26 protein-coding genes are annotated in these 25,002 nt (G+C 61.6%); 15 read left to right on the forward strand and 11 right to left on the reverse strand.

Annotated features, from left to right (window positions below; genetic code table 11):
* Nucleotides 1-76: 76 nt before the first annotated feature.
* Complete coding sequence (locus LPW11_RS08830; protein ID WP_230997756.1) at nucleotides 77-661, forward strand: GTP-binding protein; 585 nt, start codon at nucleotides 77-79, stop codon at nucleotides 659-661.
* 72 nt (nucleotides 662-733) lie between these two features.
* Here LPW11_RS08830 and uvrC read toward each other — a convergent pair whose 3' ends face one another.
* The 4 genes from uvrC to LPW11_RS08850 form a co-directional block, all read right to left on the reverse strand.
* Nucleotides 734-2,602 (reverse strand): excinuclease ABC subunit UvrC, encoded by a 1,869-nt coding sequence (uvrC, locus tag LPW11_RS08835; protein WP_269145398.1) that lies wholly within the window; start codon nucleotides 2,600-2,602, stop codon nucleotides 734-736.
* A gap of 90 nt (nucleotides 2,603-2,692) precedes the next feature.
* Nucleotides 2,693-3,037 (reverse strand): RNA recognition motif domain-containing protein, encoded by a 345-nt coding sequence (locus LPW11_RS08840; protein ID WP_230997757.1) that lies wholly within the window; start codon nucleotides 3,035-3,037, stop codon nucleotides 2,693-2,695.
* Between the two features lie 84 nt (nucleotides 3,038-3,121).
* The gene (locus LPW11_RS08845; protein WP_230997758.1) at nucleotides 3,122-3,982 is read right to left on the reverse strand and encodes a LysM peptidoglycan-binding domain-containing protein; all 861 of its coding nucleotides are present in this window, start codon (nucleotides 3,980-3,982) and stop codon (nucleotides 3,122-3,124) included.
* 190 nt (nucleotides 3,983-4,172) lie between these two features.
* On the reverse strand, nucleotides 4,173-4,421 hold the full coding sequence (locus LPW11_RS08850; protein ID WP_230997759.1) for a cytochrome c3 family protein: 249 nt from the start codon (nucleotides 4,419-4,421) through the stop codon (nucleotides 4,173-4,175).
* 225 nt (nucleotides 4,422-4,646) lie between these two features.
* Between LPW11_RS08850 and LPW11_RS08855 the strand changes: the two genes are divergently transcribed.
* The 12 genes from LPW11_RS08855 to LPW11_RS08910 all read left to right on the forward strand — a co-directional run bounded on the left by LPW11_RS08855 (nucleotide 4,647) and on the right by LPW11_RS08910 (nucleotide 15,683).
* Nucleotides 4,647-5,423, forward strand: coding sequence for a ParA family protein (locus LPW11_RS08855; RefSeq protein WP_230997760.1), 777 nt, complete (start codon nucleotides 4,647-4,649; stop codon nucleotides 5,421-5,423).
* Nucleotides 5,416-6,255 carry a ParB/RepB/Spo0J family partition protein gene (locus tag LPW11_RS08860; RefSeq protein ID WP_230998267.1) on the forward strand — a complete coding sequence of 280 codons (840 nt, stop codon included), beginning with the start codon at nucleotides 5,416-5,418 and terminating at the stop codon, nucleotides 6,253-6,255. Before LPW11_RS08855 ends, LPW11_RS08860 begins: the two co-directional genes overlap by 8 nt.
* 437 nt (nucleotides 6,256-6,692) lie before the next feature.
* On the forward strand, nucleotides 6,693-7,118 hold the full coding sequence (locus LPW11_RS08865) for an ATP synthase F0 subunit B (protein WP_230997761.1): 426 nt from the start codon (nucleotides 6,693-6,695) through the stop codon (nucleotides 7,116-7,118).
* A gap of 1 nt (nucleotide 7,119) precedes the next feature.
* Nucleotides 7,120-7,719 (forward strand): ATP synthase F0 subunit B, encoded by a 600-nt coding sequence (locus LPW11_RS08870; RefSeq protein ID WP_230997762.1) that lies wholly within the window; start codon nucleotides 7,120-7,122, stop codon nucleotides 7,717-7,719.
* Nucleotides 7,716-8,258 carry an ATP synthase F1 subunit delta gene (atpH, locus tag LPW11_RS08875; protein WP_230997763.1) on the forward strand — a complete coding sequence of 181 codons (543 nt, stop codon included), beginning with the start codon at nucleotides 7,716-7,718 and terminating at the stop codon, nucleotides 8,256-8,258. The genes LPW11_RS08870 and atpH overlap by 4 nt, the downstream gene beginning before the upstream one ends.
* A 9-nt stretch (nucleotides 8,259-8,267) precedes the next feature.
* Complete coding sequence (atpA, locus tag LPW11_RS08880) at nucleotides 8,268-9,776, forward strand: F0F1 ATP synthase subunit alpha (protein ID WP_230997764.1); 1,509 nt, start codon at nucleotides 8,268-8,270, stop codon at nucleotides 9,774-9,776.
* An 18-nt stretch (nucleotides 9,777-9,794) separates the two neighbouring features.
* Nucleotides 9,795-10,661 (forward strand): ATP synthase F1 subunit gamma, encoded by an 867-nt coding sequence (atpG, locus tag LPW11_RS08885; RefSeq protein WP_230997765.1) that lies wholly within the window; start codon nucleotides 9,795-9,797, stop codon nucleotides 10,659-10,661.
* A gap of 47 nt (nucleotides 10,662-10,708) precedes the next feature.
* The gene (gene atpD / locus LPW11_RS08890) at nucleotides 10,709-12,121 is read left to right on the forward strand and encodes a F0F1 ATP synthase subunit beta (protein WP_230997766.1); all 1,413 of its coding nucleotides are present in this window, start codon (nucleotides 10,709-10,711) and stop codon (nucleotides 12,119-12,121) included.
* Between the two features lie 68 nt (nucleotides 12,122-12,189).
* Nucleotides 12,190-12,603, forward strand: coding sequence for a F0F1 ATP synthase subunit epsilon (locus tag LPW11_RS08895; protein WP_230997767.1), 414 nt, complete (start codon nucleotides 12,190-12,192; stop codon nucleotides 12,601-12,603).
* Between the two features lie 271 nt (nucleotides 12,604-12,874).
* Entirely contained in the window at nucleotides 12,875-14,251 is a 1,377-nt protein-coding gene (locus tag LPW11_RS08900) for an MATE family efflux transporter (RefSeq protein ID WP_230997768.1), read from the forward strand.
* 95 nt (nucleotides 14,252-14,346) lie between these two features.
* Nucleotides 14,347-15,357 carry a retropepsin-like aspartic protease gene (locus LPW11_RS08905; RefSeq protein WP_230997769.1) on the forward strand — a complete coding sequence of 337 codons (1,011 nt, stop codon included), beginning with the start codon at nucleotides 14,347-14,349 and terminating at the stop codon, nucleotides 15,355-15,357.
* A gap of 44 nt (nucleotides 15,358-15,401) precedes the next feature.
* Nucleotides 15,402-15,683: a hypothetical protein gene (locus tag LPW11_RS08910; RefSeq protein ID WP_230997770.1), complete on the forward strand. Its 282-nt coding sequence runs from the start codon at nucleotides 15,402-15,404 to the stop codon at nucleotides 15,681-15,683.
* 5 nt (nucleotides 15,684-15,688) lie between these two features.
* On the opposite strand, the gene LPW11_RS08915 is transcribed toward LPW11_RS08910, so the two are convergent.
* From LPW11_RS08915 to LPW11_RS08935, 5 genes are read right to left on the reverse strand one after another with little or no spacing between them, the layout of a single operon-like run.
* Entirely contained in the window at nucleotides 15,689-16,762 is a 1,074-nt protein-coding gene (locus LPW11_RS08915) for a protein-glutamate methylesterase/protein-glutamine glutaminase (protein ID WP_442899821.1), read from the reverse strand.
* 7 nt (nucleotides 16,763-16,769) lie between these two features.
* The gene (locus LPW11_RS08920) at nucleotides 16,770-17,672 is read right to left on the reverse strand and encodes an HDOD domain-containing protein (RefSeq protein ID WP_230997772.1); all 903 of its coding nucleotides are present in this window, start codon (nucleotides 17,670-17,672) and stop codon (nucleotides 16,770-16,772) included.
* 10 nt (nucleotides 17,673-17,682) lie between these two features.
* Complete coding sequence (locus tag LPW11_RS08925) at nucleotides 17,683-18,558, reverse strand: CheR family methyltransferase (RefSeq protein ID WP_230997773.1); 876 nt, start codon at nucleotides 18,556-18,558, stop codon at nucleotides 17,683-17,685.
* A gap of 10 nt (nucleotides 18,559-18,568) precedes the next feature.
* Nucleotides 18,569-20,443 carry a chemotaxis protein CheA gene (locus LPW11_RS08930; protein WP_230997774.1) on the reverse strand — a complete coding sequence of 625 codons (1,875 nt, stop codon included), beginning with the start codon at nucleotides 20,441-20,443 and terminating at the stop codon, nucleotides 18,569-18,571.
* 23 nt (nucleotides 20,444-20,466) lie between these two features.
* Entirely contained in the window at nucleotides 20,467-20,961 is a 495-nt protein-coding gene (locus tag LPW11_RS08935) for a chemotaxis protein CheW (RefSeq protein WP_230997775.1), read from the reverse strand.
* A gap of 281 nt (nucleotides 20,962-21,242) precedes the next feature.
* Between LPW11_RS08935 and LPW11_RS08940 the strand changes: the two genes are divergently transcribed.
* Both LPW11_RS08940 and LPW11_RS22400 read left to right on the forward strand, forming a co-directional pair.
* Nucleotides 21,243-22,646, forward strand: coding sequence for a sigma-54-dependent transcriptional regulator (locus tag LPW11_RS08940; protein ID WP_230997776.1), 1,404 nt, complete (start codon nucleotides 21,243-21,245; stop codon nucleotides 22,644-22,646).
* A gap of 17 nt (nucleotides 22,647-22,663) precedes the next feature.
* Nucleotides 22,664-23,422 carry a lytic transglycosylase domain-containing protein gene (locus LPW11_RS22400; protein WP_331001607.1) on the forward strand — a complete coding sequence of 253 codons (759 nt, stop codon included), beginning with the start codon at nucleotides 22,664-22,666 and terminating at the stop codon, nucleotides 23,420-23,422.
* A gap of 173 nt (nucleotides 23,423-23,595) precedes the next feature.
* Here LPW11_RS22400 and LPW11_RS08950 read toward each other — a convergent pair whose 3' ends face one another.
* Both LPW11_RS08950 and LPW11_RS08955 read right to left on the reverse strand, forming a co-directional pair.
* Entirely contained in the window at nucleotides 23,596-24,093 is a 498-nt protein-coding gene (locus LPW11_RS08950) for a ferritin family protein (RefSeq protein ID WP_230997777.1), read from the reverse strand.
* A gap of 134 nt (nucleotides 24,094-24,227) precedes the next feature.
* Nucleotides 24,228-25,001: a TatD family hydrolase gene (locus LPW11_RS08955; RefSeq protein ID WP_230997778.1), complete on the reverse strand. Its 774-nt coding sequence runs from the start codon at nucleotides 24,999-25,001 to the stop codon at nucleotides 24,228-24,230.
* Between the last annotated feature and the right edge of the window lies 1 nt (nucleotide 25,002).

Below are 25,002 nucleotides of genomic sequence, written 5' to 3' on the forward strand. Positions count from 1 at the left end.
GGTGATTCCTGTCGCAACCGCCCCCTGGCGGCACCGGCGACGGGAAGGACATTATAGAAGAACGAGGTAACGCCGGATGTCTTTCATCAACTACGCTTCCCGAGAAATCAACTGCAAGATCGTTTACTACGGCCCCGGCCTCTGCGGCAAAACGACGAACCTGCAGTACGTCTACCAGAAGACCGCGCCGGAAGCGAAGGGGAAGATGATCAGCCTCGCCACCGAGACCGAGCGTACCCTCTTCTTCGACTTCCTCCCTCTGGCACTGGGCGAGATCCGCGGCTTCAAGACGCGCTTTCATCTCTACACGGTTCCCGGGCAGGTCTTCTACGATGCGTCGCGAAAGCTGATCCTGAAAGGTGTGGACGGGGTGGTGTTCGTGGCGGACTCGCAGGAAGAGCGGATGGATGCCAACATCGAGTCGGTGGAGAACCTGCGCATCAACCTGGAGGAGCAGGGGTACGATCTGGACAAGATCCCCTACGTTGTCCAGTACAACAAGCGCGACCTGCCGAACCTGGTGAGCGTGGAGGAGTTGAGGCGGGAACTGAATCCGACGGGAGTGCCCGATTTCGAGGCGTGCGCCACGACCGGCGAGGGGGTCTTCGAGACGCTGAAGGCGGTGGCAAAGCTCATACTGCACGATCTGAAAAAAGGGTAGAGAAAGAAAAAGCGGCGAGGTGGAAACCTCGCCGCTTTTCGCTTTTGGGCCACCTTTTTGTGGCTCGTCCGACTAGTCCGACTGGTCTGACTGGTCTGACTGGTCTGACAGCGGTACCGCTGGATGCAGCCTCTCGTACACCGCCTGCGCGGCGCTCCCCCCCAGCCCCGGAACCGCTTCGAGCTCTGCGAGGGAGGCCTCCTGCACTTTCCTCAGGCTCCCGAAATGCATCAGCAGGGCCTTCTTCCTCTTCGGCCCGATCCCCGGCACATTTTCCAGCTCCGAGGTCGTGATCTTCTTGCTCCGTATCGCTTTGTGGTAGGTGATGGCAAAGCGGTGCGCCTCGTCGCGAATCCGCGCCAGCAGGAGGAGCGCGGGGGAGTTCTGGCGCATCGACACCGGGTTCTTCCGCCCGGGGAGAAAGACCCTCTCCTCGCTTCTCTTTATCTCCGCCTGCTCCATCTCCCGCTCGACCCGGCTCTTGGCGAGCCCCGCGGCCTGCACCCCTGAGACGTCCAGCTCCCTCAGGACCGAAGTCAGGACATTGAGCTGCCCGATGCCGCCGTCCACCACGATGAGATCGGGAAAGGCTTCCTTCTCCTCGCCGCCGGAAAAGCGGCGCGACAGCACCTCCCGCATCATCCCGAAGTCGTCGGACTGCAGCACCTCGCGGATGCGGTAGCGCCGGTACAGCGATTTCTGCGCCTTGCCGTCCACAAAGACGACGCGGCTCCCCACCGCCATCTCCCCCTGGATGTTGGAGATGTCGTAGCACTCGATGCGCGACGGGGGGGCGGGGAGGGCGAGCTTGTCGGCAAGCTCCGACAGCACTTTCGTCGTCTCCCCCTCCTTCGCCGCGCGCTCCTTTGCCGCGGTCAGGGCATTTTTCTCGGCAAGCTTCACCATATCGAGCTTCGCGCCGCGCTGCGGCACCGCGATGCGCACCCTCTTTCCGGAAACCTCCGAGAGAAGTTCCTCCAGAGCGTCCGGCTCCGGGATCGGGATCGGGAGGAGTATCTCCGGCGGGATCGGGGTTCCCTGGCCGTAGTACTCGTTGAGGAAGGAGGCGAGTCCCTCTTCCGTCTCCATCTCCCAGGCGAAGCAGAAGTTGCGGCTTCCGGTGAGGGCGCCGCCGCGGATGTGCAGAAGGGCGATCTGCACGTCGTCCCCTTCCCGGCAAAAGGAGAAAACATCGCTGTCCCCGCCGCGCGCGACGACCTTCTGGCGCTCCACGGTCATCTCGATGTAGCGGACGAGGTCTCGGTAGCGGGCCGCCTCCTCGTACTGCATCTCCTCGGACGCCTTGTTCATCTTCGTGCGGAACATCCGCGCGATCTCGGTGTTCTTCCCCTCGAGGAAGAGGGCGGCTCCCTCGGCGAGCGCCATATACTCTTCCGCCGTGATCTTGTTGTGGCACGGGGCGGCGCACTGCTTCATCTGGTAGAAGAGGCAGGGACGGTTGCGGCGTCGGCACGCCTCCATCGGGTAGTGGCGCAGCGGGAAGATCTTGTACAGCTGCTTCATGACCTCGCGTGCCGCCACCGCCGAGGAGTATGGGCCAAAGTAGCGGGCGCCATCGGAAGGGACCTTGCGCACGATGGAGAGGCGCGGGAATTCTTCCTTCATGTCCATGCGCAGCGAGAAATACGTCTTGTCGTCGCGCAGGTTGATGTTGTAGCGCGGGCGGTGCTGCTTGATGAGCGTGTTTTCGAGGATCAGCGCTTCTTTTTCGGTGTCGGTGACGATGTACTCGAGGGCGCAGACGCGCTGCATGAGGAAGCGGATCTGGTAGCGCGCGTCCTGGGCAGGCTTGAAGTAGCTCTTCACCCGCTTCTTGAGGTCGCGCGCCTTCCCGACATAGAGGACGGTCCCCTTCTCGTCCTTCATGATGTAGACGCCGGGGGAGTTGGGGAAATTGTTGATGGTATCGGAGAGGATCACTGATTCACACTGCGTGGGCAACAAAGGTGGATTCGTACTGAAAATGCGGCGTGCATGGCGGGAGGGAGGCCCCGCTCACGCACAAGGTGCCTACTTCCTCCCCGGCTTTGCGGAGCCGCCACGGCTGAACCCGCCGGGGCGCTTCCCCGCACCGCGGCTTCCCGGCTTGTACCCGGCGGTCGTGTGCTTCTGCGGCGTCGCGATGGAGACGGTGATGGTGCGGTCCATGACGATGGCGCCGTCGAGGGAAAGGATGGCATCCTTCGCCTCGGCTTCAGTGGACATCCTCACGTAGGCGCACCCTTTCGACTGCCCCGTGTGGGGGTCGGTGATAATATGGACCGAGGTAACGGTTCCCGAGACGGAAAAGACCCTCTTCAGGTCCTCTTCGGTGGCGTCGTACGACAGTTTGCCGACGTATAGCTCCTTGGCCATTTGTTCTTGCTCCTTTCTGATGACTGCAATGCAATTTACTCTAGCACACCGGAGGGGCGGCCGTCCCGCGCCTCTCGGTGACACTCACCGTTTGTCGAGGGGGATGACCAGAGTCTGCCCCGGCTTCAGCCGCTCCAGTTCCCTTAGATGGTTCAGCCGCTTTATCTCCGGAAGGAGCGGGGCTCCGGCACTCTCGCCGATTCCGTGGGACGCCAGAATCTTCCAGATCGTGTCCCCCTCCCGCACCAGGTGCGAAATACGTCGATCCGCCGGCGCAGCGGCCGGTACCTCCCGCAGCTTCTCCTGGGCGGACCCTGGTTGCGGGGCCGGTGCGGGAGTCGCTGCCTGCGGCGCCGCCGGAGCTATTCGCTGCGGCGTTACCTGCGCGACGGTGGCTGGAGGGGCGGGATGTTTGACGAGATGGGCGGCGATGGCTCCAGTCCCGATGGCGGCTATGAGGGCGGCGACATACCACACGCCGCGGCTGCTGCGCCCGCTTCCATCCCCTTCATCATGATGCGCGGAGAAAAGCAGGTCCCTTGCGGCTTCAGCGGGCGCCGGAGCCGCAGCATCGCCCTTTTCACGTGCCGACTCTATGGCGCCCAATGTTATGCAGGCCGTGATGGCTCGCTCGAGCGCCGCGTCGTCCTGCGCCGTAACTAGCGTTTCACATCGGATGCGGTCGGCACTGTCGCGGTCGGCAGCCAGCAGCACGACCTTCGTCGTCGGAGGGAGGAGCCTGTTGAGGTACGCCAGCACCTCGTCCCCGCTCACGCCGGAGATCGTGCCCTGCACGAAGGCGTGGGAAGGGGGCGCGGCGGCTATCTCCTCTTCACCTTGCGCGAGCGTGGGCACAATGCGCAGCCGGTTCTCCAGCGCGCTGCTCGCCCGGGTGAAGAGTTCGGATACTCTCTGCTGGTCTGTGATCACCAGGATGTCTGCCATAGACCCGGCCTCCGCTGAATTACAACAGGCCATCTTAGGAGAGGCGAAAGGAATTGGCAACTTGTTTCGAACGGTGCGGCGGGGGAGGGGCGAAAGGATTCGAGGGGAGAGCAGGAGAGGGATGCTTTTGACTACGCGGATCTACGACATCCCCGCCCCGCCCTCCCCTCGAAAGGGGGACTCTTGAAGGCTAGTTCTTGTGGCAGGAAGTGCAGAGGGGATCGCTGACCCGGCGGCTCATCTGCGCCTCGCGATTGCGCGGTACCCCTTTTCCCATCAGCTTCTCGCCGATCTTGTGGCAGTCAAAGCAGTTCTTACCCTTCAATGCCTGGTGCATGCGCACCATCGCGGGATTCTTGCTGTGGCATTCGTTGCACTCAAAGGCTTGCGCCTGCACTGCACCGAGTAGCAGCGTTATCAGGAGGGTAGATGTCTTCACGTTGACTCCTTCGTTCTTTGATCTGCAGTGGCGAGCCCATTGCTGAAGGCACAGTAGCGGCAACAGAAGGGAGTTGCCTTGACCTAAGTCAAAGACAGCCAAAGCGAGGACGCCCTTCGGGGTGAGAAAAGACTTTCCATAGCGTCGGCGGTGTGTTAATTTTTCTGGTCTTTCGCTGGCTGCCTTCCCCGTATCGGCGGCGGTACAACAACCTGGAACCTGAAAATGGCAAAGATAATCTGTGTGGCAAATCAAAAAGGAGGGGTGGGAAAGACCACGACGGCAGTCAATGTCGCCGCCTCTCTCGCCGTGGCCGAACGGCGCGTGCTCCTGGTGGACCTCGATCCGCAGGGGAACGCCGGAAGCGGCGTAGGGGTCGACAAGGGTGCCCTCGAGGAGAGCGTCTACGACTGCCTCATCAACGACGCGGCCCCTTCCTCCATCGTGCTGCAGACGGAGCTCCCCTATCTGCACCTTCTCCCCGCCACCTCCGACCTCGCCGGGGCCGAGCTCGAGCTCGCCGGCATGAGCGGGCGCGAGCGCAGGCTGAAGAAGGTGCTGGCGACTCTCTCCGACTCCTACGACTATATTTTTATAGATTGCCCCCCTTCGCTCTCCCTTCTGACCATCAACGCCATGACTGCGGCGGATTCCGTCCTGATCCCGCTGCAGTGCGAGTTCTACGCGATGGAGGGGCTTTCACAGATTCTGAAGACCATTTCGCTGATCCAGCAGGGGCTGAACAGTCCGCTCTACATCGAGGGAATCCTCCTCACCATGTTCGACGCGCGCAACAACCTGTCGCGCCAGGTGAGCGAGGAGATCAGGGCACACTTCAAAAAGGAAACGTTCGCCACGGTGATTCCCCGCAATGTGCGGCTTTCCGAGGCTCCCTCCCACGGCAAGCCGATCGTGCTCTACGACATCACCTCGCGCGGTGCCATGAGCTACATGGAACTGGCCAAGGAGATCATAGTTCGGGAGGCTGCACATGGTGGTTAAAAAGATGGGACTCGGGAAAGGAATGGGAGCGCTCCTGCCGGTGGTGGAGGAGCAGGGGAAAAAGTACTTCTCCTGCCCGATCGAGGACATAAAGCCGAACAAGGACCAGCCGCGCAAGACCTTCGTGAACGAGAAGCTCGAGGAGCTTGCGGCGTCCATCCGGGAAAAGGGGATCATCCAGCCCCTGGTCGTGGTGCGAAAGGGTGACCACTACCTCCTGATCGCGGGGGAGAGGCGCTGGCGCGCGGCGCAGAAGGCGGGGCTTCGCGAGGTGCCGGTGGTGATCCAGGACGTCTCCGAGGAGACGGCCCTGGAAATGGCCCTGATCGAGAACATCCAGCGCGAGGACCTGAACGCGGTGGAGGAGGCCGAGGCATACCGCCAGCTCCTGGAGCGCTTTTCCCTTTCACAGGAAGAGCTCGCCAAGAGGGTGGGAAAGGAGCGCTCGACGATCGCCAACGCCCTCAGGCTCCTGAAACTCCCGCACGAGATCAAGCGCGACCTCGCCGAAGACCGCATATCGATGGGGCATGCCCGGGCGCTCCTCACCCTGGAGACCCTGGAGGCGCAGAAGGAAGCGCGCGACGAGATCGTGAAGAACCACCTCTCCGTGCGTCAGGCGGAAGCGCTGGTGAAGAAGGCGAAGTCGGCGGCCGCCCCCAAAAAGAGGGTGCCGGCGCGCGACGGGGAGGAGCAGGACCTCATGGAGCGCCTGCAGCGGCATTTCCAGGCGAAGGTGGCGATCCGCCGCAGCGGCCGCGGTGGAAAGCTGGAGATCAGCTTCGGCGACATGAAGGAGTTGACGAGGATCATCGACCTGCTCAACCTCTAGGGCGCGGGCCCCGCATGCTCAGAGCCATCAAAAGCTCATAAACGGGAGCCGCTCCTGAGTGTGAGGGAGGCTGATCTTAATCCTTCACCAGCTTCAGACGAGACTTTGTTCCTTTTTTTTAATTTTATGCTTTCGCCCGGTGCGAAACACTGATAACATGCAGCTGCATTGCCCTCGGCTGTCGACGCCTTGAGGGCAACTGAAGCTCGTCCGGAGTCCGTCGCTCCACCCTTCATACTTCTTTCCTTCACTGAAGGATCCCTTCCCGATACGACAGCTCAACGACGACCTCTCGTGTATACCGCGGGTGAATTAAAACCCGATAGACTGCTTGACAGTACGGGGGTTTTGTGTTAGTTATCCCCTGTTTTGCGCCAAGGCTATATTGTATTCGCATCATTGAATAGCTCAAAAATGAAACGGCAAGAGGTGGTTTGGTGATCAACTTAGACATCACGTTTGTAATCCAGCTGGTCAATTTCCTGGTCCTGATGCTTTTGCTCAATCAGTTCCTGTACAAGCCCGTCAGAAAAGTGCTTGCCCAGAGAACTGCCGAGATCTCCGGGGCCAAGGAGAAAAGTGCTGCCGTTGACGCCGAGGTGCAGGAAAAGATGGCCGAGTACGAGGCACGCCTGCGTGCGATCCGCAGCAGCGCCGCCGACGAGCGTGGCGCCCTGAAGAAGGAAGCGGTCGCCCAGGAGACGGCAATCCTCGAGAAGGCGAAGGACGAGGCCACCGAGAAGGTCTCCGCCATCAAGGCGCGCGTGGCCAAGGAAGCTGAAGATGCACGCCAGCTCCTGAAGGACAGCGCTCAGACCCTGTCTGCCGAGATCTGTGAGAAAGTCCTGGGGAGGAGTTTGTAGCATGCAAAGAAAGAAGATTACCCGGATAGCGGTAGCAGCCGTTCCCTTCGCCCTTATCGTGGGGCTGTGCGCCATCGGCTACTGCGCCGAGGAGGGTGCGCACCACGTCGACAAGGCCGCCCAGATGAAGGACTTCATGTGGCGCTGCGTCGACTTTGCGGTCCTCGCCGGCATCCTCGTGTACGCCATCAAGAAGGCGGACATGAAGGGGACCCTCGCCGCACGCCGCAGCACCATCGAGCGTCAGCTGAAGGAAGCGGTCGCCGCAAGGGAGCTCGCCGAGGCGAAGTTCAACGAGTACAGCGACAAGCTGGCCCGCGCCAACAAGGACATCGAGGAGATGTCGGCAAACATGAAGCGTGAGGGTGAGCTCGAGAAGGAGCGCATCATCGCCGAGGCGCAGACCACCGCCGCCCGCATCCTGGAGCAGGCTGAGGCTGCCGCCAACCAGGAAGTGCAGAAGGCGAGGGCTGAACTCCGTGCCGAAGCGGCGAAGCTCGCGGTTGAACTCGCAGAGCAGAAGATCAAAGCAAACATTGCAAAGGGCGACCAGGACAAACTGGTGGGCGACTATATTTCCAAGGTGGTGACTCTACATTGAGCGCAAACGCTATTGCCAAACGTTATGCAAAAGCCCTCGTGCAGATAGGCTCTGAAGAGGGGGCAGTGGAGAAGTACAACACTGAGCTCACCCGCTTCAGCGGACTTCTCGCCGAGAACCGTGAACTGGGAGCGGTGTTTGCCAACCCCGCCTACGGTGTTGAAAAGAAGGCTGAGATCCTGAAGGAGATGGTCGCGAAGCTCGGACTCTCCACCACGGTATCCAACCTGCTCATGCTCCTTCTTGAGCGCGGCCGCATCTCCGTCGTTCCGGAGATCGCAACCCGCTACGGCGCCTTCGCCGACGAGCTTTCCGGCGTTATCCGCCCGGTGGTGACCTCCGGTCTCCCGCTGGAGCCGGCCCAGGTCGAGGAGATCAAGGGCGCTCTGGCGAAAGCAACCGGCAAGAAGGTTGAGCTCAAGCTGGAAGTTGATCCGTCGCTCATCGGCGGCGTGGTAGCCAAGATCGGCGATAAGGTATTCGACGGAAGCGTGAAGACACAGTTAGCTAGACTTCAGGATATATTACAGAAGGGGTGAGACGGTTCTATGGAAATCAAAGCGGAAGAAATCAGCCAGATTATCAGGAAGCAGATCAAGGAGTACGGCACCGAGGTAGCGGTGGCCGAGACCGGCACCATTATCTCCATCGGTGACGGTATCGCACGTATTCATGGTCTTGACAAGGCGATGGCCGGCGAGCTCCTCGAGTTCCCGGGCGGCATCAGCGGCATGGTGCTCAACCTCGAAGAGGACAACGTCGGTGCTGCGATCCTCGGTGACTTCTCCGAGATCAAGGAAGGCGACTCCGTCAAGCTGACCGGCAGGATCGTTGAGGTTCCGGTTGGCGAGGCCCTCATCGGCCGCGTTGTCGACGCTATCGGCCAGCCGATCGACGGCCTCGGCCCGATCAACACCACCACCTTCGGCAAGGTGGAAGTGAAGGCCCCCGGTATCGTAAAGCGCAAGTCGGTTCACCAGCCGATGCAGACCGGTCTCAAGGCTATCGACTCCATGGTTCCGATCGGGCGCGGCCAGCGCGAGCTCATCATCGGCGACCGCCAGACCGGCAAGACCGCCGTCGCCATCGACACCATCATCAACCAGAAGGGCGGTGACGTGGTGTGCATCTACGTCGCGATCGGCCAGAAGCGCTCCACGGTTGCCCAGGTCGTTTCCAAGCTGAAAGAGCACGGCGCAATGGACTACACCATCGTCGTCGCCGCTTCCGCTTCCGAGCCGGCACCGCTGCAGTTCATCGCACCGTACACCGGCGTCACCATGGGCGAGTTCTTCCGCGACTCCGGCAAGCACGCCCTCATCATCTACGATGACCTTTCCAAGCAGGCAGTGGCATACCGCCAGCTTTCGCTCCTTCTCCGCCGTCCGCCGGGGCGTGAAGCATACCCGGGCGACGTCTTCTACCTCCACAGCCGTCTCCTCGAGCGTGCGTGCAAGGTTTCCGACGAGTGCGGTGCCGGCTCCCTGACCGCTCTGCCGGTCATCGAGACCCAGGCAGGTGACGTTTCCGCGTACATCCCGACCAACGTTATTTCCATTACGGACGGTCAGATCTACCTGGAGAGCGACCTCTTCTACTCCGGCGTCCGCCCGGCGATCAACGTCGGTCTCTCCGTTTCCCGCGTCGGCGGCTCCGCACAGGTAAAGGCGATGAAGCAGGTTGCCGGTACGCTGCGCCTCGCACTCGCCCAGTACCGCGAGATGGCGGCATTCGCCCAGTTCGGTTCCGACCTCGACAAGGCGACCCAGATGCAGCTCGCCCGCGGCGCCCGTCTGGTTGAGATCCTCAAGCAGCCGCAGTACCGTCCGATCCCGAACGAGAAGCAGGTTCTGGTCATCTTCGCAGCCAACAACGGCTTCGTCGACGACTACCCGGTCAACGTGCTGGGTCGTTACGAGCAGGAACTGTACGCTTTCTTCGACGCGAGGAAGGCCGACGTTCTCAAGGAACTCCGTGAGAAGAAGGCGATCGACGACGCCCTGAAGGCTACGATCGTGGCATCGCTGGAAGAGTTCAAGAAGGAATTTACTGCCTAATCAAGGACGGAAAGCGTAATGGCGAACCTGAAAGCAATCAAGAAACGTATCGTTTCTGTCAAAAATACCAGGCAGATCACCAAGGCCATGAAGATGGTCTCGGCGGCGAAGCTGCGTCGCGCCCAGGAAAACGTGGTCGCGGCGCGCCCCTACGCCGGCAAGCTCGCCGAGGTGTTGGAGCGCCTGGCGCTCACGCAGGATGCTGACGCCTCCCCGCTGATGACTCCGCGGGACGGCGGCAGGGTGCTTCTGGTGGTGGTCACCTCTGACCGCGGGCTGTGCGGCGGCTTCAACGCCAACATCTCCAAGGCGGCGGAGCGCTTCATCCACGAGCGTGCCGGGCAGTCCAAGGAGATTTCCCTCGTCACCATCGGGAGAAAAGGGAACGAGTTCCTTAGGAACCGCCACACCGTCCGCAAGCACCACGGCAACATCTTCGCCGCCCTCAACTACCAGACCGCCGCAATGGTGGCCTCCGAGCTCATCGAGGGGTACCTGGCAGAAGAGTACGATGAAGTCTACGTCCTGTACAACGCCTTCAGAAGCGTCATGAGCCAGGACATCACCCTGGAGAAGCTCCTTCCGATTGCACCTGCGGTGGCTGCCGAAACAGATGAGCCGGCCCGCGAGTACATCTACGAGCCGTCCAAGGGAGCGCTCTTGGACGAACTGCTTCCGAAGCACATCGAGGTCCAGGTCTTCAAGGCCCTCCTCGAGTCGGTCGCAGCAGAGCACGGCGCCAGGATGACCGCGATGGACAGCGCCTCCAAGAACGCAACCGAGATGATCGGCAAACTGACCCTCATGTACAACCGTGCGCGTCAGGCAGCCATCACCACGGAGCTCATGGAGATCATCTCCGGTTCGGAATCGATTAAAGGCTAACACTTTAAAAATAGTGGCCTCCAAGGCCGCAGGAGGAAGAGGTTACAATGAGTCAGAACTTCGGAAAAATATCGCAGGTCATCGGCGCCGTCATCGACGTCGAGTTCGAGCCCGGCAAACTGCCGCCGATCTACAACGCCCTCAGGGTGACCAACCCGGCGATCGACGACCAGGAGAACAACCTGGTTCTGGAAGTTGCTCAGCACCTGGGTGAGAACGCCGTCCGTACCATCGCAATGGACTCCACCGACGGTCTGGTGCGCGGCCAGAAGGTTCTGGACACCGGCAAGCAGATCTCCGTTCCGGTCGGTCGCAAGACCCTGGGGCGCATCCTCAACGTCATCGGCGAGCCGGTGGACGAGATGGGTCCGGTAGGGAACGAGAAAGAGTACGGCATCCACCGCGACGCTCCGGCCTTCGTTGAGCAGTCCACCAAGGTCGAGGCGTTCACCACCGGCATCAAGGTCGTCGACCTCCTCGCACCGTACGCAAGGGGCGGCAAGATCGGTCTGTTCGGCGGCGCAGGCGTCGGCAAGACCGTTCTCATCATGGAGCTCATCAACAACATCGCGAAGCAGCACGGCGGTTTCTCCGTTTTCGCAGGCGTCGGCGAGCGTACCCGTGAAGGGAACGACCTCTGGATGGAAATGAAGGAGTCCGGCGTTCTCGACAAGGCCTCCCTCGTGTACGGCCAGATGAACGAGCCCCCGGGGGCACGTGCCCGCGTTGCTCTCTCCGCGCTCTCCATCGCAGAGTACTTCCGTGACGAAGAAGGGCAGGACGTTCTCCTCTTCATCGACAACATCTTCCGCTTCACCCAGGCGGGTTCCGAGGTTTCCGCACTCCTCGGCCGTATCCCTTCCGCCGTTGGTTACCAGCCGACCCTGGCAACCGAGATGGGCGAGCTCCAGGAGCGCATCACCTCCACCACCAAGGGCTCCATCACCTCCGTTCAGGCGATCTACGTACCGGCCGACGACCTTACCGACCCGGCTCCGGCAACCGCCTTCGCCCACCTCGACGCGACGACCGTTCTTTCCCGTCAGATCGCCGAGCTCGGGATCTACCCGGCAGTGGACCCGCTGGACTCCACCTCCAGGATTCTCGACCCGCAGGTTATCGGCGAGGAGCACTACAAGGTTGCCCGCCAGGTACAGTACGTCCTCCAGAAGTACAAGGATCTCCAGGACATCATCGCGATCCTCGGTATGGACGAGCTCTCCGAGGAGGACAAGCTGGTCGTTGCCCGCGCCAGGAAGATCCAGAGGTTCCTCTCCCAGCCGTTCCACGTCGCGGAAGCCTTCACCGGCTCCCCCGGCAAGTACGTCGAGCTGAAGGACACCATCAAGGGCTTTGCCGAGATCGTTGCCGGCAAGCACGACGACCTGCCCGAGCAGGCCTTCTACATGGTCGGCCCGATCGAAGAGGCCATCGAGAAAGCCAAAAAGCTTGCTGTGTAATTAATTACAGGCACAAGTAGAGGGGAGGGCGCATGCCTTCCCCTCCCCTTTCGCCTTTTGAGGTTAATATGGCTGAAAAACTGAAGATTGAGCTGATTACGCCGTACCGGAAGGTCCTTTCGGAAGAGGTGGACGAGATCACCGCCAACGGTGCACTCGGCGAGTTCGGGGTACTCCCGGGCCACGCGCCTTTTTTGACCTCCCTGAAGATCGGCGAGCTTGCCTACAAGCAGGACGGGAAGGTGCATCACCTTGCTGTGAACTGGGGGTACTTCGAGGTCGAGGACGACAAGGTCACCGTGCTGGTGGAGACCGCCGAGCGTGCCGACGAGATCGACCTGGAGCGCGCAAGGACTGCCATGGGCCGTGCTGAAGAGGCTCTGAAGACCCTCTCCCCGGAAGACCACAATTTCCGCGTCGCCGAAGCCGCTCTCGAGCGCGCGGTGATCAGGGTTCAGGTCGCAGGGAAGGCAAAGTCGTAAGAGTGACATACAATTGAGTTTGGTAGAGCGGGCCTCGTGTCCGCTCTTTTTTTTTTTGCTGGCCTCGCCGGCTGCAGATTCGGTCCATGTAGGCCGGGATAAGCCGCAGGCGTTCCCGGCAGTCCACCACCGACGCAGCCCGCGCCGGCGAATGCCGGAAACGCTGCGCTTATTCCGGCCTACATGTACCACATGTACGATTGTTGAGAACTTCGCCCCGGAAGCCGTCTGTGCTACACTGGGTTCACTCCCGTTTGAGCCCAGAGGTCCCATGCACGTGCAGCACGAACTGGTAAGCCATCCGATCCCGGCACTGCTGCGAAAGCTGGCCGTTCCCGCCGGCACCGGCTTCTTCTTCAACACCATGTTCAACGTGGTGGACACCTTCTATGCCGGGCAGGTCTCCACCGAGGCGCTGGCCGCCCTCTCTCTTTCCTTCCCCGTCTTCTTCCTGATCATAGCCAACGGCTCCGGCATCTCTACCGGCACCACCGCCCTCATAGGCCATGCACTGGGAGGAGGGAACCGGGAGGAGGCGCGCCTCCTGGCGAGCCAGGGGATATCGTTTGCTCTGGCCAACTCCGTACTGGTCACCATAGTAGGACTCCTGAGCGCCCCGCACCTCTTCCGCATCATGGGAGCCGGGGGGACCACCCTCTCCCTCGCCGTCTCCTACATCTCCCCCCTTTTCGTGGGGAGCGTCTTCTTCATCATCAACTTCGTGCTGAATGCCATCCTGAACGCCACCGGGGACAGCCGCAGTTACCGCAACTTCCTTATCTGCTCCTTTCTGGTAAACCTGGTCCTCGACCCCTGGTTCCTCTTCGGAAGCGCCGGCATTCCGCCCCTCGGCGTTGCGGGCATCTCCTGGTCGACCGTTGTGGTGCAGTTTCTGGGGAATTGCTACCTCCTGAGGCGCGTGGCGAAGAGCGGGATGCTGGCGGGCTTTCGATGGTGGCAGCTGATCCCCCAGGGGCGCGCCTACCTGGCGCTCGCGCAGCAGGGATTCCCCTCGGGGCTCAACGTCCTTACCATTGCCAGCGGCATCTTCGTCATCACCTGGTTCATCGGGCGCTTTGGCGGGAGTGCGGTCGCCGCCTACGGGATCGGGACGCGCATCGAGCAGCTGGCGCTTCTCCCCGCCCTCGGGATGAACGTTGCGGTCCTTGCGCTGGTGGCCCAGAACAGCGGCGCCGGAAAGGTGGAGCGGGTGATGCAGACGATCCGCCTGGCTTACGGGGGGGGATCCCTTTTCATGCTCCTGGGCACCGGCCTTATCTATCTCTGTGCAGCGCCCCTCATGGAGCTCTTTACCAGCGATCCCGCCGTCATTGCTACCGGGGTCTCCTTCCTGAGGATCGAGTGCTTCGTCCTCATCGCCTATTCGATCCTCTACTCCAGCGTCTCGGCGCTCCAGGGGCTCAGGAGGCCCCTCTTCCCCCTGGTGATCGGGATGGTACGGCAGGTCGTCCTCCCTGTCCCGGTCTTCTTCCTCTTTGCAGAGAGCTTCGGCTGGGGGCTGTACGGCGTATGGTGGGGGTTCCTCGTCATCACCTGGATCGCCGCCGTCGTCTCCCTCTGGTTCGTGGGGCGCACCGTCGACAGCCTGGTGGGGAGGAGGGGGGCGCTGTACGGCATGAAGGAATGATGGACCACCCTCCCGCCCGCTCCTTTCTACGCTAGAATATGAACTGCATTCGCGGAGGGGGAGCGGCCTCTGCGATCATCGTTCCGGAGCCTGCCATGGACATCCCTCAGCGCTGCCAGGAGATACGGGCGCAGGTGGAAGGGGAGCTTTCTGCCACCCATGACGAGGAGGCGCGTACCGAGATTCTCGTTCAGGGGCTCTATCAGCTGAACGACCTGGTACTTGCGGAGATGGGGAAGCCGGGGAGGTCGGAGCGCTATCTGAAGGGGCAAAGCGCGGCGCTGGACCTCATCGTCTTTCTCGCCCTCCCGCTGGTGCGGGTAAAGAGCGGGACGCGCGATCTGGTGAGTCTGCTCGTGGAGGTCGCGGAAGGGTGTTCCGACCCGGTGCTGGAGAAGAAGCTGACCGGCTACGCGAAACAGGTACTGTCGCAGTCGCAGCGCGAAGAGGGCGCCGCGCAGGGGTCGTCAGGGATAGGGTGGTACATAGCCGGCACGGCAGCCGTTTCAGTCGTGCTGATAAGCTACCTCCTCCTTTCCCTGCAGCCTCCGAAGCGTACCTCGGTCCTTAGCAGGGACGGGGGGCCCGGGGCGCGGAGCGAGACGACGGTGTCGCAGCCACTGGAGATCACGCCGTATCGACCGCCGGTTCCCCATGAGAACGGAGCCCCGGGCGCCGAGGCACCGGCGAAGCGCGCCATGAAGGTGGAAATGGGGGAGCACCTTACGAAGATAAAGGTGGTGGCGAGCCAGGTCTTGGTGCCGGTTATCGTGAAAAACGGAGGGGAGTCGGTAAAGGTTACCCTCCTCCTCGACACCGGGTCGACCCGAACTGCACTCGGCGAGCAGTTCGCGGCGAAACTCGGAGTGGACCTCACTCGTGCCAGGGGGTCGCTGGTGGAGGTAGCGGACGGCAGGGTGCTGCACTCGAAGCTGGCGACCGTCGATGTCGTGGCGGTCGGTAGTCGGGCGCTCCCTTCCTTCGAGCTGGAGTTCTTTCCGTACAACGGGAGCGACCAGGGTTTTGACGGCTTTCTGGGGATGGATTTCCTCGGCAGGCAGCGCTACCAGATCGACGTGGAGAATGAGGTGATCCGCTGGTTTTGACAGGCGGTGCAGCAGCTTCAAATTATTGACCAAGGGTAGGGATTATGACGGAGAAAAAGAGGGAAGGGGAAGAAAGCTCGCTGGCGGAGACGGCCACCGTCATTTTTGACGCGCTGCTTCGTCCGTCGCGCAGTCTGGCAAGCGCCTCCTGTCCGTACTCGCCGCTGCGGGGGGCAGGAAAGGAAGGGGGAGAGGTGCGGGTCTTCTTTCCGCGCTGTCTGCCGATAGCGGCGACCGCACTCCTTTTCCGCGTCAAGAGGGAAGGCTTCTCAGGCTGCCGCGCGGAGTCGCTGCCGGAGGGTGTAGCGCTGTACTGCAGGCGCTAGAGGGGCTAGCTCCCTATCTTTCCTATCTCGAAACCGATCTGCTCCAGAGGGAGCACCACATCCGCCACGCCACCTTCGATGCAGGCTCGCGGCATCCCGTAGATGGTGGAGGTCTCCTCGTTCTGCACCAGGGTAACCCCCCCTTTCCCCTTCAGATGCTTCATCCCCTTCAAACCGTCATTCCCCATTCCGGTGAGGATGACGCCGAGCATGGCGCCGTTGCTCGCCTCCGACATCGTGGTGATCAGGTGGTCGACGGAGGGGATGTATATGTATTGCGGGTGTTCCGTTGTCGGCGAGGTGCGCACCACCAGGTTGTTTCCCTGGCGCACGATGGCTGTGTGCCGCCCGCCGGGGGCGATGAGGACCTCGCCGCCGCGCACGATGTCGCCGTCCGCCGCTTCCCTGATGGAGAGGGAGCACCTGGCGTTGAGGCGGTCGGCGTAGGGGCCGGTGAAGGCTTTCGGCATGTGAATGGCCACGACGATGCCGTGCGGGAAGTTCACCGGGATGCGGGAGATAACCTCCTGGAGCGCGACGGGACCTCCGGTGGAGGCGCCTATCCCCACAAAGCCGATCTTCCTGTGGGCAAAGCGCGACGGGCGCACCTCTGCGGGACGCACGATGCGCGGCCTCTCGATCCCAAGAGCTTTTTTCGGCACAGCAGAAACTGAGGCCTCACGCACCTTGGAGAGAAGCTCTCCCTGGAAGGTGCTCTGCGCGTCCTTCGAGTCGCTGACGTTCTTGGAGACGTAGTCCACAGCCCCCGCCTCCAGCGCCTCGAAGGTGGCCTTCGCCCCTTCGCATGTCAGTGTCGAGACCATGAGCACCCGGGTCGGCTGCTTCGCCATGATCTGTTTCAGGGCGCTGATGCCGTCCAGGCGCGGCATCTCCACGTCCATGGTGATGAGGTCTGGCTTCAGGGCGAGAGCCTTCTCCACCCCTTCCACCCCGTCGGAGGCGATGCCCACGATCTCGACGTTGGGCGCGCGGGAGAGCACGCCGCGAATCGCCATCCGCATGAAGGACGAGTCGTCTACGATAAGGACCCGAAGCTTGCTTTCTCGTGGTGTCGGCATCATGGTGCTATTTCGCTCCTATCCCTTGGAATATGGACTGGACCAGCTCCTGTATCTCCGGCACGCGGTCCTCGAGCTCATAGCAGAAACGCTCTACATCGAGGTCCGCGAGATGGGGGGCGAACCCTTTCAGTATGGACCAGGCGGGCTCCTCCGCCAGGTTGAAGGAGACCCAGGAGCTCCCGCCGTAGTCGAGCTGGCAGACCGAGCAGAAGAGGTCGGCGAGATTGACGATGGCGCACAGCGTGGGGTCGAGCATCGCCTCCCCAGGGGCGTGGTGCAGCGCGATCGCCTCGCAGTAGTCCTTCGGGAAATTCCACTTTCTCGCCAGGCAGTACCCGACCTCGTTGTGGGAGGTGCCGAAGAACTCCACTTCCTTCTCGCCGAGCCGGAAGGGGAGCCCCTTCACGGAGTCGAGAAGAAGCCGGAAGGTGTCCTGCTTGTAGTAGGAGAGGAAGACCTCCCCTATGTCGTGCACGATACCGACAAGGTACGCCTTCTCGGTGTCCGGGTAGCGCACGCGCTGCGCGATGATCTTCGCCACCACCCCGACGCCGAAGGAATGCTCCCAGAAGGACTTGATGTCGAAGATGCCGTCCCGCCCCTGGAAGATGTCGACAAAGGAGCAGGTGAAGGCAAGCTCGCGGATGTGACGGAAGCCGAGGTAGATGAGGGCGCGCTTCACCGATTTTATCTCGTGGGCTGGGCGGTAGATGGGGGAGTTGACCATCCTGATGACGCGCGCCGCCAGCACCTGGTCGGCGAGGATCATATCGGCCACCTCATCAAGCTCGACTCCCGGCCGGTCCAGGAGTTCGATGACCCTGGTGGCCACCTGGGGAATGGTAGGGAGGTCCACAAAGCTCTCCACCATTTCCTGAGCCGTCTGTATCATGGCTGTTTTTTCCATACCATCATCCTCACTTGTTATAGGTAAAGCCACCTGGGAAGTGGACGGTCTTGAACTTGTCGTTGACCCCGTGCAGCGATTCGGACTGCCCCACGAAGAAGTAGCCGTACGGCTGCAGGTTGTTGTAGAAATGCTGCACGACCTTGCTCTTGCTCGCAGTGTCGAAGTAGATGAGCACGTTGGCGCAGAAGATGAAGTCGAAGCTCTTCATGAAGAGCATCTTGTTGTCGTCGTAAAGGTTCAGCTGCGAGAAGTTGGCGAGCCGCTTCACCTCGGGGGCGAGGTGGAACTTCCCCGGGGTCTCCTCCTTGAAGTACTTCTTCAGGTAGTAGTCGGGGGTGTTGCGGACCGAGTAGCTGTTGTACACCCCCAGTTTCGCCTGGGCGATGACCGTCTCGTTGATGTCGGTCCCCACGATCTCTATGATCCAGTCTTTCAGGAGCGTGCTGCGCTTCTCCAGGAGGATCATCGCCATGGTGTACGCCTCTTCCCCGGAGGAGGAGCCGGCGCTCCAGATGCGCAGCTTCTTGAAGCCGATCTTTCCCTTCTGTGCCACGATCTCCGGCAGGAACTTGTTCTCCAGTGCGGTGAGCTGCGGGGGGTTGCGGAAAAAACAGGTCTCGTTGGTGGTTACCTCGTCCAGAAGCTTCCTGAGTTCCACACCGCCGGTCGTTCCGCTTTTCAGATACTGATAGTAGTCGCTGTGGCTCCTGCAGCCGGTCGCCTCCAGGCGCCGTGACAGGCGGCTCTCCAGAAAATATTTTTTCGTGCTGTGGAAATAGATCCCGCAGACGTTATATATGTAGTCCCTGAGTTGCTCGAAGTCCTTGTCGGAGATCTTCAGGGAGATACCTTTCTGTTCCAGCGCTTTTGTTTCCGGTGTCATTATCGTCCCCTCAGACTGATATGCGTGCGCCGGTAGACTCGCCGTCCCCTACAAGCCCCATGGGGTCGACGATCAGTGCGACCCTGCCGTCACCCATGATGGTGGAACCGCCGATACCCGGCAGGTTGGCCAGGAACTTCCCGAGGCTCTTGATGGCAACCTCCTGTTGCCCGAGGAGCCTGGTAACCACCAGTCCGATACGTTTCTCCGCAATCCCAACGATGACCACATAGCAGGTGCTCTTCTCGGTGCTGCTGAACGCTTTCCTGCTGGAGCCGAAGATCTTCTGCAGCCGCAGGAGTGGCAGGACGGAGTCCCTGAGCTTCAGGACCTCCTGCCCGCCGATGATGTGGAAGTCGGCCTCCTCGACCCTCAGCGTCTCGATGACGGAGGCGAGCGGTACGGAGTACACCTCCCCTTCCACCTCCACGAGGAGGGACTGGATGATGGCGAGGGTGAGGGGGAGCTTCAGGATGAATTCGCTTCCCTTCCCCACATCGTTCTTGATCTCGATGATGCCGTTCAGCTTGCGGATGTTGGTGCGCACCACGTCCATCCCGACGCCGCGCCCGGAGAGGTCCGTCGCCTTCTCCTTGGTGGAGAAGCCGGGGAGGAAGAGGAGATCGAGGATCTCCCGCTGCCCCATGCCGGCGAGCTCGCTCTCGGTGACCAGCCCCTTTTCCAGCGCCTTCCTGGAGACCTTCTCAGGATCGATGCCGCGGCCGTTGTCCTTTATGCTGATGACGATCTGGTTCCCCTCGTGGGCAGCTGAGAGAACGACTGTGCCGTTTCGCTCCTTGCCGGCCGCGAGCCGCTCCTCGGGGGTCTCCAGCCCGTGGTCGAGGGCGTTGCGGATCAGGTGGATGAGCGGATCGCCGATCTCGTCCACGACGGAGCGGTCGAGCTCGGTCTCCTCACCGATGATCTGCAGGTCGACCTCCTTGCCGAGGTCGCGCGCCAGGTTGCGCACGATGCGCGGGAACTTCTTGAACACCTTCTCCACCGGCAGCATGCGCATCTTGAGGACCTGCATCTGCAGCTCCGAGGTGACGAAGTTGAGGCGCTTGGAGAGCTTGCCGAAGTCGTCGCTGAAGCCGGTCTCGTCCAGCCCCGCCTGGTAATCGGCGTAGAGCTGCACCATGCGGTTTCGTTCCAGGACAAGCTCCCCCACCTGGTTCATGAGGTCGTCCAGCCTTTTGACATCTACCCTGACGGTGGAGTTGTCGGCGAGCTCCTCCCCTTTCGGGGCTCCAGGGGCCGGTGCGGGCTTTTTGACGGCGGGCGCTTCCGGCGCCGGTGTCTTTCCCTGGGGAGCAGCGGTTGCTGCAGGGGCGGGTGCGGCTGCTGCAGCCGGTGCCGGAGCGGACGCTTCGGCGGGCGGAGCGGCAGGTGCGGCCTCGGCGGGCGATGCCGGAGCGGCGGCCTCAACTTCCGGCGCCGGCGGCGCTGGCGGTGTGGCGGGAGCGGCAGCGAGGACCTTCGCTTCTCCAGCCCCTTCCGACAGGAAAGGGAGGAGCTTCGCGATCGTCCCCTCGATTTCCCGCTCCACCATCTCACCCTGCTTGATGTCGTTCACCAGGGTCTTCACCAGGTCCACCGCCTCGAGGATCACGTCCATGATCTCCGGGTCGACGGTAAGCTCCCCCTTGCGCAGGCGGTTCAGCACGTCCTCGGTCTTGTGGGTGACTTTCACCAGCTGGTCGAAGCCGAGGAAGCTCGAGGCGCCCTTCACCGTGTGGATCGATCGGAAGATCCGGTTCAGGAGGTCCGCATCGGAGGGGGTCTTCTCCAGTGTCACCAGATCGTCGTCAAGTTTTTCCAAAAGCTCTGTGGTCTCCGCGAGGAAACCTTCCAACAGCTCTTGATCTTCGCATTCAATAGACATGTCTTCGCTCCCAGAGGCGTCAGCTAGGCGACCGAACCGAACATACGGCGCTCATCCGCGGAGAACATCTTCTCCAGGTCGAGAAGGACGAGGAGCCTCTCCGCCTGGTTGATGACGCCGGCCATGCACTCCTGCTCGATCCCGGTGGAGACCACCGGAGGGGGAGGCTGGATTTCCTTTTCGGAGATACGGATCACCTCGGAGACCTCGTCCACGATGAACCCCATGAGCTCCCCCATGACTTCCATCACCATGATGCGGGTGCGCTTGTCCCACTCTGCCTCAGGCAGGTCAAACTTGCGGCGCAGCGAGATGATCGGGATGACCTTGCCGCGAAGGTTAATGACACCTTCCACGTAGTGGGGGGTGTTGGGGACCCGGGTGATATTGAGCATGCGGATGATTTCCCTTACCATCAGCACGTTGATGCCGTATTCTTCCTTCTCGAGGTTGAAGCTGACGAGCTGGATCAGCTCCCCCACCGACTCCTCTCCCTTTACCTTAAGCGCGGTCTGCATGGCGACCTCCTGAAATGGTAATTCTTCCGCACGGGTACGTACTAAAGATACCTATCGGCTTTGAGCCGAAATTGTTGAAGCAAAATCTTTCCGCCGGTCCGGGAGGCACAGCGGTAACTATTTGACGAGGCGTCAAAATGCGCGCAACAAAAATTCAGAAACGGTGTCATGGATCACGTCATTTTATTGACATTGGCGTCCGATCCCGCTATAGTTTGTGGCGCGCTATGATCCTGTATCGGTTTGAGCGCAAGCAACTTTAATCCGAAATCGGAGTGATGATGGAAACACCGAGAATACTGATCGCGGACGACGACAAGAAGACCCGGGACTTTGTGGCTGCCTTCCTGAGCTACAAGGGGTACCAGGTTTTCCAGGCGTTCGACGGGCAGGATGCCCTGCAAAAGATCGAGCTAAACGACGTGCAGATGGTCATCACCGACATCATGATGCCCCGGGTCAACGGCCTGGAGTTCATCAAGCAGCTCAAGTCTGTGCGCCCGGAAATCGTCACCATCGCATACAGTGCTTTCGCAAACTTCGAGATGACCGCCAATCTTTTGAAGGCGGGCGCCTTCTTCTACCTAGAGAAGCCCTTCAACCTGGAAGACCTGGAAACGCACGTGAAGCGCGGCCTGGAGCACCAGGCGCTGCAGAGCAAGAGCTTCCGCTCGAAGCCGTGCATAAAGAACCGGGCGCTTCTGAACAACATCATCGGCGAAAGCGAGAAGATGCTCTCTCTTTTCGAGATGGTGGAGAAGGTCGCCACCGCCGACTCGACCGTCCTCATCCAGGGTGAGTCGGGGACCGGTAAGGAGCTGGTGGCGCGCGCCATCCACGACCTCAGCAACCGCTCCTCCAAGAATTTCGTGGCGGTGAACTGTGCCGCGATCCCGGATGACCTCCTGGAGAGCGAACTCTTCGGCCACGTGAAGGGCTCCTTCACCGGCGCCGTGGCGACCCGCATCGGCCGCTTCGAAATGGCGGACAAGGGGACCCTCTTCCTCGACGAGATCGGGGACATGAAGGCGAACCTGCAGGTGAAGCTTTTGAGGGTGCTGCAAAACCGGGAGCTGGAGCCGGTCGGCGCCACGAGGCCGAAAAAGGTGGACGTCCGCATCATCGCCGCGACGAACCAGAATCTGGAGAGCATGGTCGCCTCAAAGGCTTTCCGCGAGGACCTCTACTACCGCCTCTCGGTCATTCCGATCCACCTGCCGCCGCTCAGGGAGCGGGAGGCCGACATCGCGCTCCTTCTGAACAGCTTTCTGGAGAAGTTCAACCGCAGCAAGCAGCGCAAGGTCACCGGCTTCGACAAGCAGGTCATGGACCTCCTCATGGGTTACGAGTGGCCGGGTAACGTGCGTGAGCTCGAAAACCTGGTGGAGCGCCTGGTGATCATCAAGGGGAGCGGCATCATCACGGCGCACGACCTCCCGGAGAAGTATCGTGGTGGCAGGAGTGTTGCAAGGACGGAGCAGGTGGTCCTCCCCGAAGCCGGCTTCTGTCTCAACAGCGCCGTCGAGGAGTTCGAGAACCGCCTGATCCTGCAGGCCCTGCAAAAGAGCGGCGGGAACAAGAAAGAGGCGGCTGAGCTCCTGAATCTGAAGCGCACCACCCTCATCGAGAAGCTCAAAAAGAAAAAGCTGGTCTACGGTGATCCCCCCTCCTCGCCGTCGGCCTGAAAGAGGTCCCCGGCATCATGTCAATAAACCCCATCGAGCCACGGCAGACTTTTGACGTAACGCAGCCCAAGGGGCACACGACCCCTTCCGCTGCGCAGTTCGAGGAAGCGCTGGAGTCTGCGGGGCGCGGCAGCGATGGGAAGGCGAATCCGGAGCTCGCGGCGGAGATCCTGCGGGTGAAGATGCTGGGCAGTGCGCTAGCCCTCGGCAACGACGGCGGGACGAACAAGGCCGCCGCCCCGAGTGCCACCATGAGGGCGCTGGACAACTTTCTGGCCAATCTGGCAAAGGGCGAGACCGGCGGGTCCGTCGCCAGCGCCGTCGGGGAGTCGGGAGAAGCGCCGGCCGAGGGGATTGTAGAGGGGATAGACCCCGGAGCCGGCCGAGGGGCGGCCACCGGCGCCGACGACGTCATAGAGAAGGCCTCGCGCCATTACGGCGTCGACCGCGCACTGATCCGGGCGGTCATCAAGGCCGAGAGCGGTTTCAACCCGCGAGCCGTGTCGTCGGCCGGGGCGCAGGGGCTTATGCAGCTCATGCCCTCCACCGCGAAGATGCTCGGGGTGCGCGACTCGTTTGACCCCGAGCAGAATGTCATGGCGGGGACGAGATTTTTGAAGGACCTCCTGCAGCGCTACGGAGGCGACGTCGACTCCGCGCTCGCCGCCTACAACTGGGGGCCCGGGAACCTGGAAAGAAGCACCGGCACTCTCCCCAGGGAAACGAGAGATTACCTCAGGAAGGTGAAAGGGTACTACGCCGAGTACACCGCCTGACGGCATCTACAGAAGAATGAAAAAGGCGCCCGGTCTGCTGACCAGGGCGCCTTTTTGTTCTTGGTTCGGGGTATCAGTGATTCCGCCGGACCCCGGGGATATGTTTTCACGACCGCTGCACGACCCCTCACGTTCCCCCCTTTGCGAAGGGGGGACAGGGGGGATTTGAAGTTTCACTCCCGCACGTAGGTATCCTGATCGGAGCGGTCCACCATCCGCATCACCCGCATATACTCGTCCTCGATGATGTCGTAATGCCCCTGGCTGTCCCTGACCACCGCCTCGAAGATGCGCCGCACGAGGGGGTCGACCACATCCCTTGCCAGCATGCTGTACAGCTCCACGCACGCCTTTTCCTTTTGCAGGGCGATCTCCAGCGCTTTCTGTTCCTGGATGTCCGGGGTGAACGCCTTTTGCAGCGCCACATGCGTCGGGGAGCGCCGCGGCGTCGGCACCTTCAGGAAGTTCGCCACCCCCTGCGCCTCACCCCCCTGGTACTCGTTCAGAAAGGCGTGCAGGTGCTCCATCTCCTCTGTCGCCAGGAGATCGAATACCCGCCGCGACCTCTCATCCTTCGTCACCATTCGGGCCTTCCTGTAGAACTCCATGCTGTCCTTTTCCGCTTCGATGGCGAGCTTGAGAGCCTCTTGCACCGTGTATTCTCTTCCCATGGCGTCCACCTCCTGAAAGGGTGCGCTGACGCAGGAAAGTATATCCGTCCGGGTGTGGGCGTCAATGGTGGAGAGATGGGGAGTGAGGGGGCTAACTGTGCGGAAAATGGAGTGTAGACATCTGAACGGAGGCGCTAGAGGGGGAGGCGGAAGAGGCTTTTTGCGTTCTGCGTCGTTGCGTGCGCCACTTCCTCTTCTGTCACCCCTTTGACCGAAGCAAGATGCCGGGCGGTAAGGCGCAGGTTTTCCGGGAGGTTCGTCTCGCCGCGGTGCGGCTCGGGGGGGAGATCGGGGGCGTCTGTCTCGATGAGGAGGTGCTGCAGCGGGATTTCGGCGGCCACCGCAACCGGCTTTACGGCATTCCGGTAGGTAATGGTGCCGCAGACGGAGATGGCGAGGCCGATTTTGACGCACTGGAGGGCGGTTTCGACACTGCCGGAAAAGGCGTGCATGACACCGCGGTATTGCGCCACCCCCTCCCCGCGCAGCAGCTCGAGAAGGTCTCCGAAGGCCTTGCGGCAGTGGATCAGCACCGGAAGGTCGTGTCGCCGCGCGAGGCGCAGCTGCGTCAGGAAGGCGTGCTGCTGCACCTCCCTGGCCGGCATCCCTTCGCTGTAGTCGAGCCCTATTTCCCCTATCGCGGTTGCGGAGGGGGCGAGAGTTTCCAGTTCCCAGAGAGCTTTCTGGTCGAGCAGGTGGGCGTTCATGGGGTGCACCCCAAAGGCGGGGAAGAGGCGGGGGGCAGCGTCGCAGTCGCGGGAGAGGGAGAGGATTGCCTTCCACCCGGCCGGCGCGATCCCGGGTATGACGCAGGCGATGACTCCCGCTGAGCTCGCCCTCTGGAGATGGAGCGGCAGCGATTCCTTCAGCAACGGGTCATCGAGATGGCAGTGGGTGTCTATGAGCATG

The organism is Geomonas sp. RF6, assembly GCF_021044625.1.
Lineage (GTDB): Bacteria > Desulfobacterota > Desulfuromonadia > Geobacterales > Geobacteraceae > RF6.

What these genes read in the sequence shown, in the direction of transcription:
- LPW11_RS08845 (WP_230997758.1), bottom strand. Translation starts at nt 3,982, where the DNA reads ATGGCAGACATCCTGGTGATCACAGACCAGCAGAGAGTATCCGAACTC.
- LPW11_RS08935 (WP_230997775.1), bottom strand. Translation starts at nt 20,961, where the DNA reads ATGCAGACCGCGCTTAAGGTAAAGGGAGAGGAGTCGGTGGGGGAGCTG.
- LPW11_RS08940 (WP_230997776.1), top strand. Translation starts at nt 21,243, where the DNA reads ATGGAAACACCGAGAATACTGATCGCGGACGACGACAAGAAGACCCGG.
- LPW11_RS08930 (WP_230997774.1), bottom strand. Translation starts at nt 20,443, where the DNA reads ATGTCTATTGAATGCGAAGATCAAGAGCTGTTGGAAGGTTTCCTCGCG.
- LPW11_RS08895 (WP_230997767.1), top strand. Translation starts at nt 12,190, where the DNA reads ATGGCTGAAAAACTGAAGATTGAGCTGATTACGCCGTACCGGAAGGTC.
- atpG (WP_230997765.1), top strand. Translation starts at nt 9,795, where the DNA reads ATGGCGAACCTGAAAGCAATCAAGAAACGTATCGTTTCTGTCAAAAAT.
- LPW11_RS08915 (WP_442899821.1), bottom strand. Translation starts at nt 16,762, where the DNA reads ATGCCGACACCACGAGAAAGCAAGCTTCGGGTCCTTATCGTAGACGAC.
- LPW11_RS08900 (WP_230997768.1), top strand. Translation starts at nt 12,875, where the DNA reads ATGCACGTGCAGCACGAACTGGTAAGCCATCCGATCCCGGCACTGCTG.
- LPW11_RS08855 (WP_230997760.1), top strand. Translation starts at nt 4,647, where the DNA reads ATGGCAAAGATAATCTGTGTGGCAAATCAAAAAGGAGGGGTGGGAAAG.
- atpD (WP_230997766.1), top strand. Translation starts at nt 10,709, where the DNA reads ATGAGTCAGAACTTCGGAAAAATATCGCAGGTCATCGGCGCCGTCATC.
- LPW11_RS08840 (WP_230997757.1), bottom strand. Translation starts at nt 3,037, where the DNA reads ATGGCCAAGGAGCTATACGTCGGCAAACTGTCGTACGACGCCACCGAA.
- LPW11_RS22400 (WP_331001607.1), top strand. Translation starts at nt 22,664, where the DNA reads ATGTCAATAAACCCCATCGAGCCACGGCAGACTTTTGACGTAACGCAG.
- atpA (WP_230997764.1), top strand. Translation starts at nt 8,268, where the DNA reads ATGGAAATCAAAGCGGAAGAAATCAGCCAGATTATCAGGAAGCAGATC.
- LPW11_RS08925 (WP_230997773.1), bottom strand. Translation starts at nt 18,558, where the DNA reads ATGACACCGGAAACAAAAGCGCTGGAACAGAAAGGTATCTCCCTGAAG.
- LPW11_RS08870 (WP_230997762.1), top strand. Translation starts at nt 7,120, where the DNA reads ATGCAAAGAAAGAAGATTACCCGGATAGCGGTAGCAGCCGTTCCCTTC.
- LPW11_RS08830 (WP_230997756.1), top strand. Translation starts at nt 77, where the DNA reads ATGTCTTTCATCAACTACGCTTCCCGAGAAATCAACTGCAAGATCGTT.
- LPW11_RS08955 (WP_230997778.1), bottom strand. Translation starts at nt 25,001, where the DNA reads ATGCTCATAGACACCCACTGCCATCTCGATGACCCGTTGCTGAAGGAA.
- LPW11_RS08910 (WP_230997770.1), top strand. Translation starts at nt 15,402, where the DNA reads ATGACGGAGAAAAAGAGGGAAGGGGAAGAAAGCTCGCTGGCGGAGACG.
- LPW11_RS08905 (WP_230997769.1), top strand. Translation starts at nt 14,347, where the DNA reads ATGGACATCCCTCAGCGCTGCCAGGAGATACGGGCGCAGGTGGAAGGG.
- LPW11_RS08950 (WP_230997777.1), bottom strand. Translation starts at nt 24,093, where the DNA reads ATGGGAAGAGAATACACGGTGCAAGAGGCTCTCAAGCTCGCCATCGAA.
- LPW11_RS08920 (WP_230997772.1), bottom strand. Translation starts at nt 17,672, where the DNA reads ATGGAAAAAACAGCCATGATACAGACGGCTCAGGAAATGGTGGAGAGC.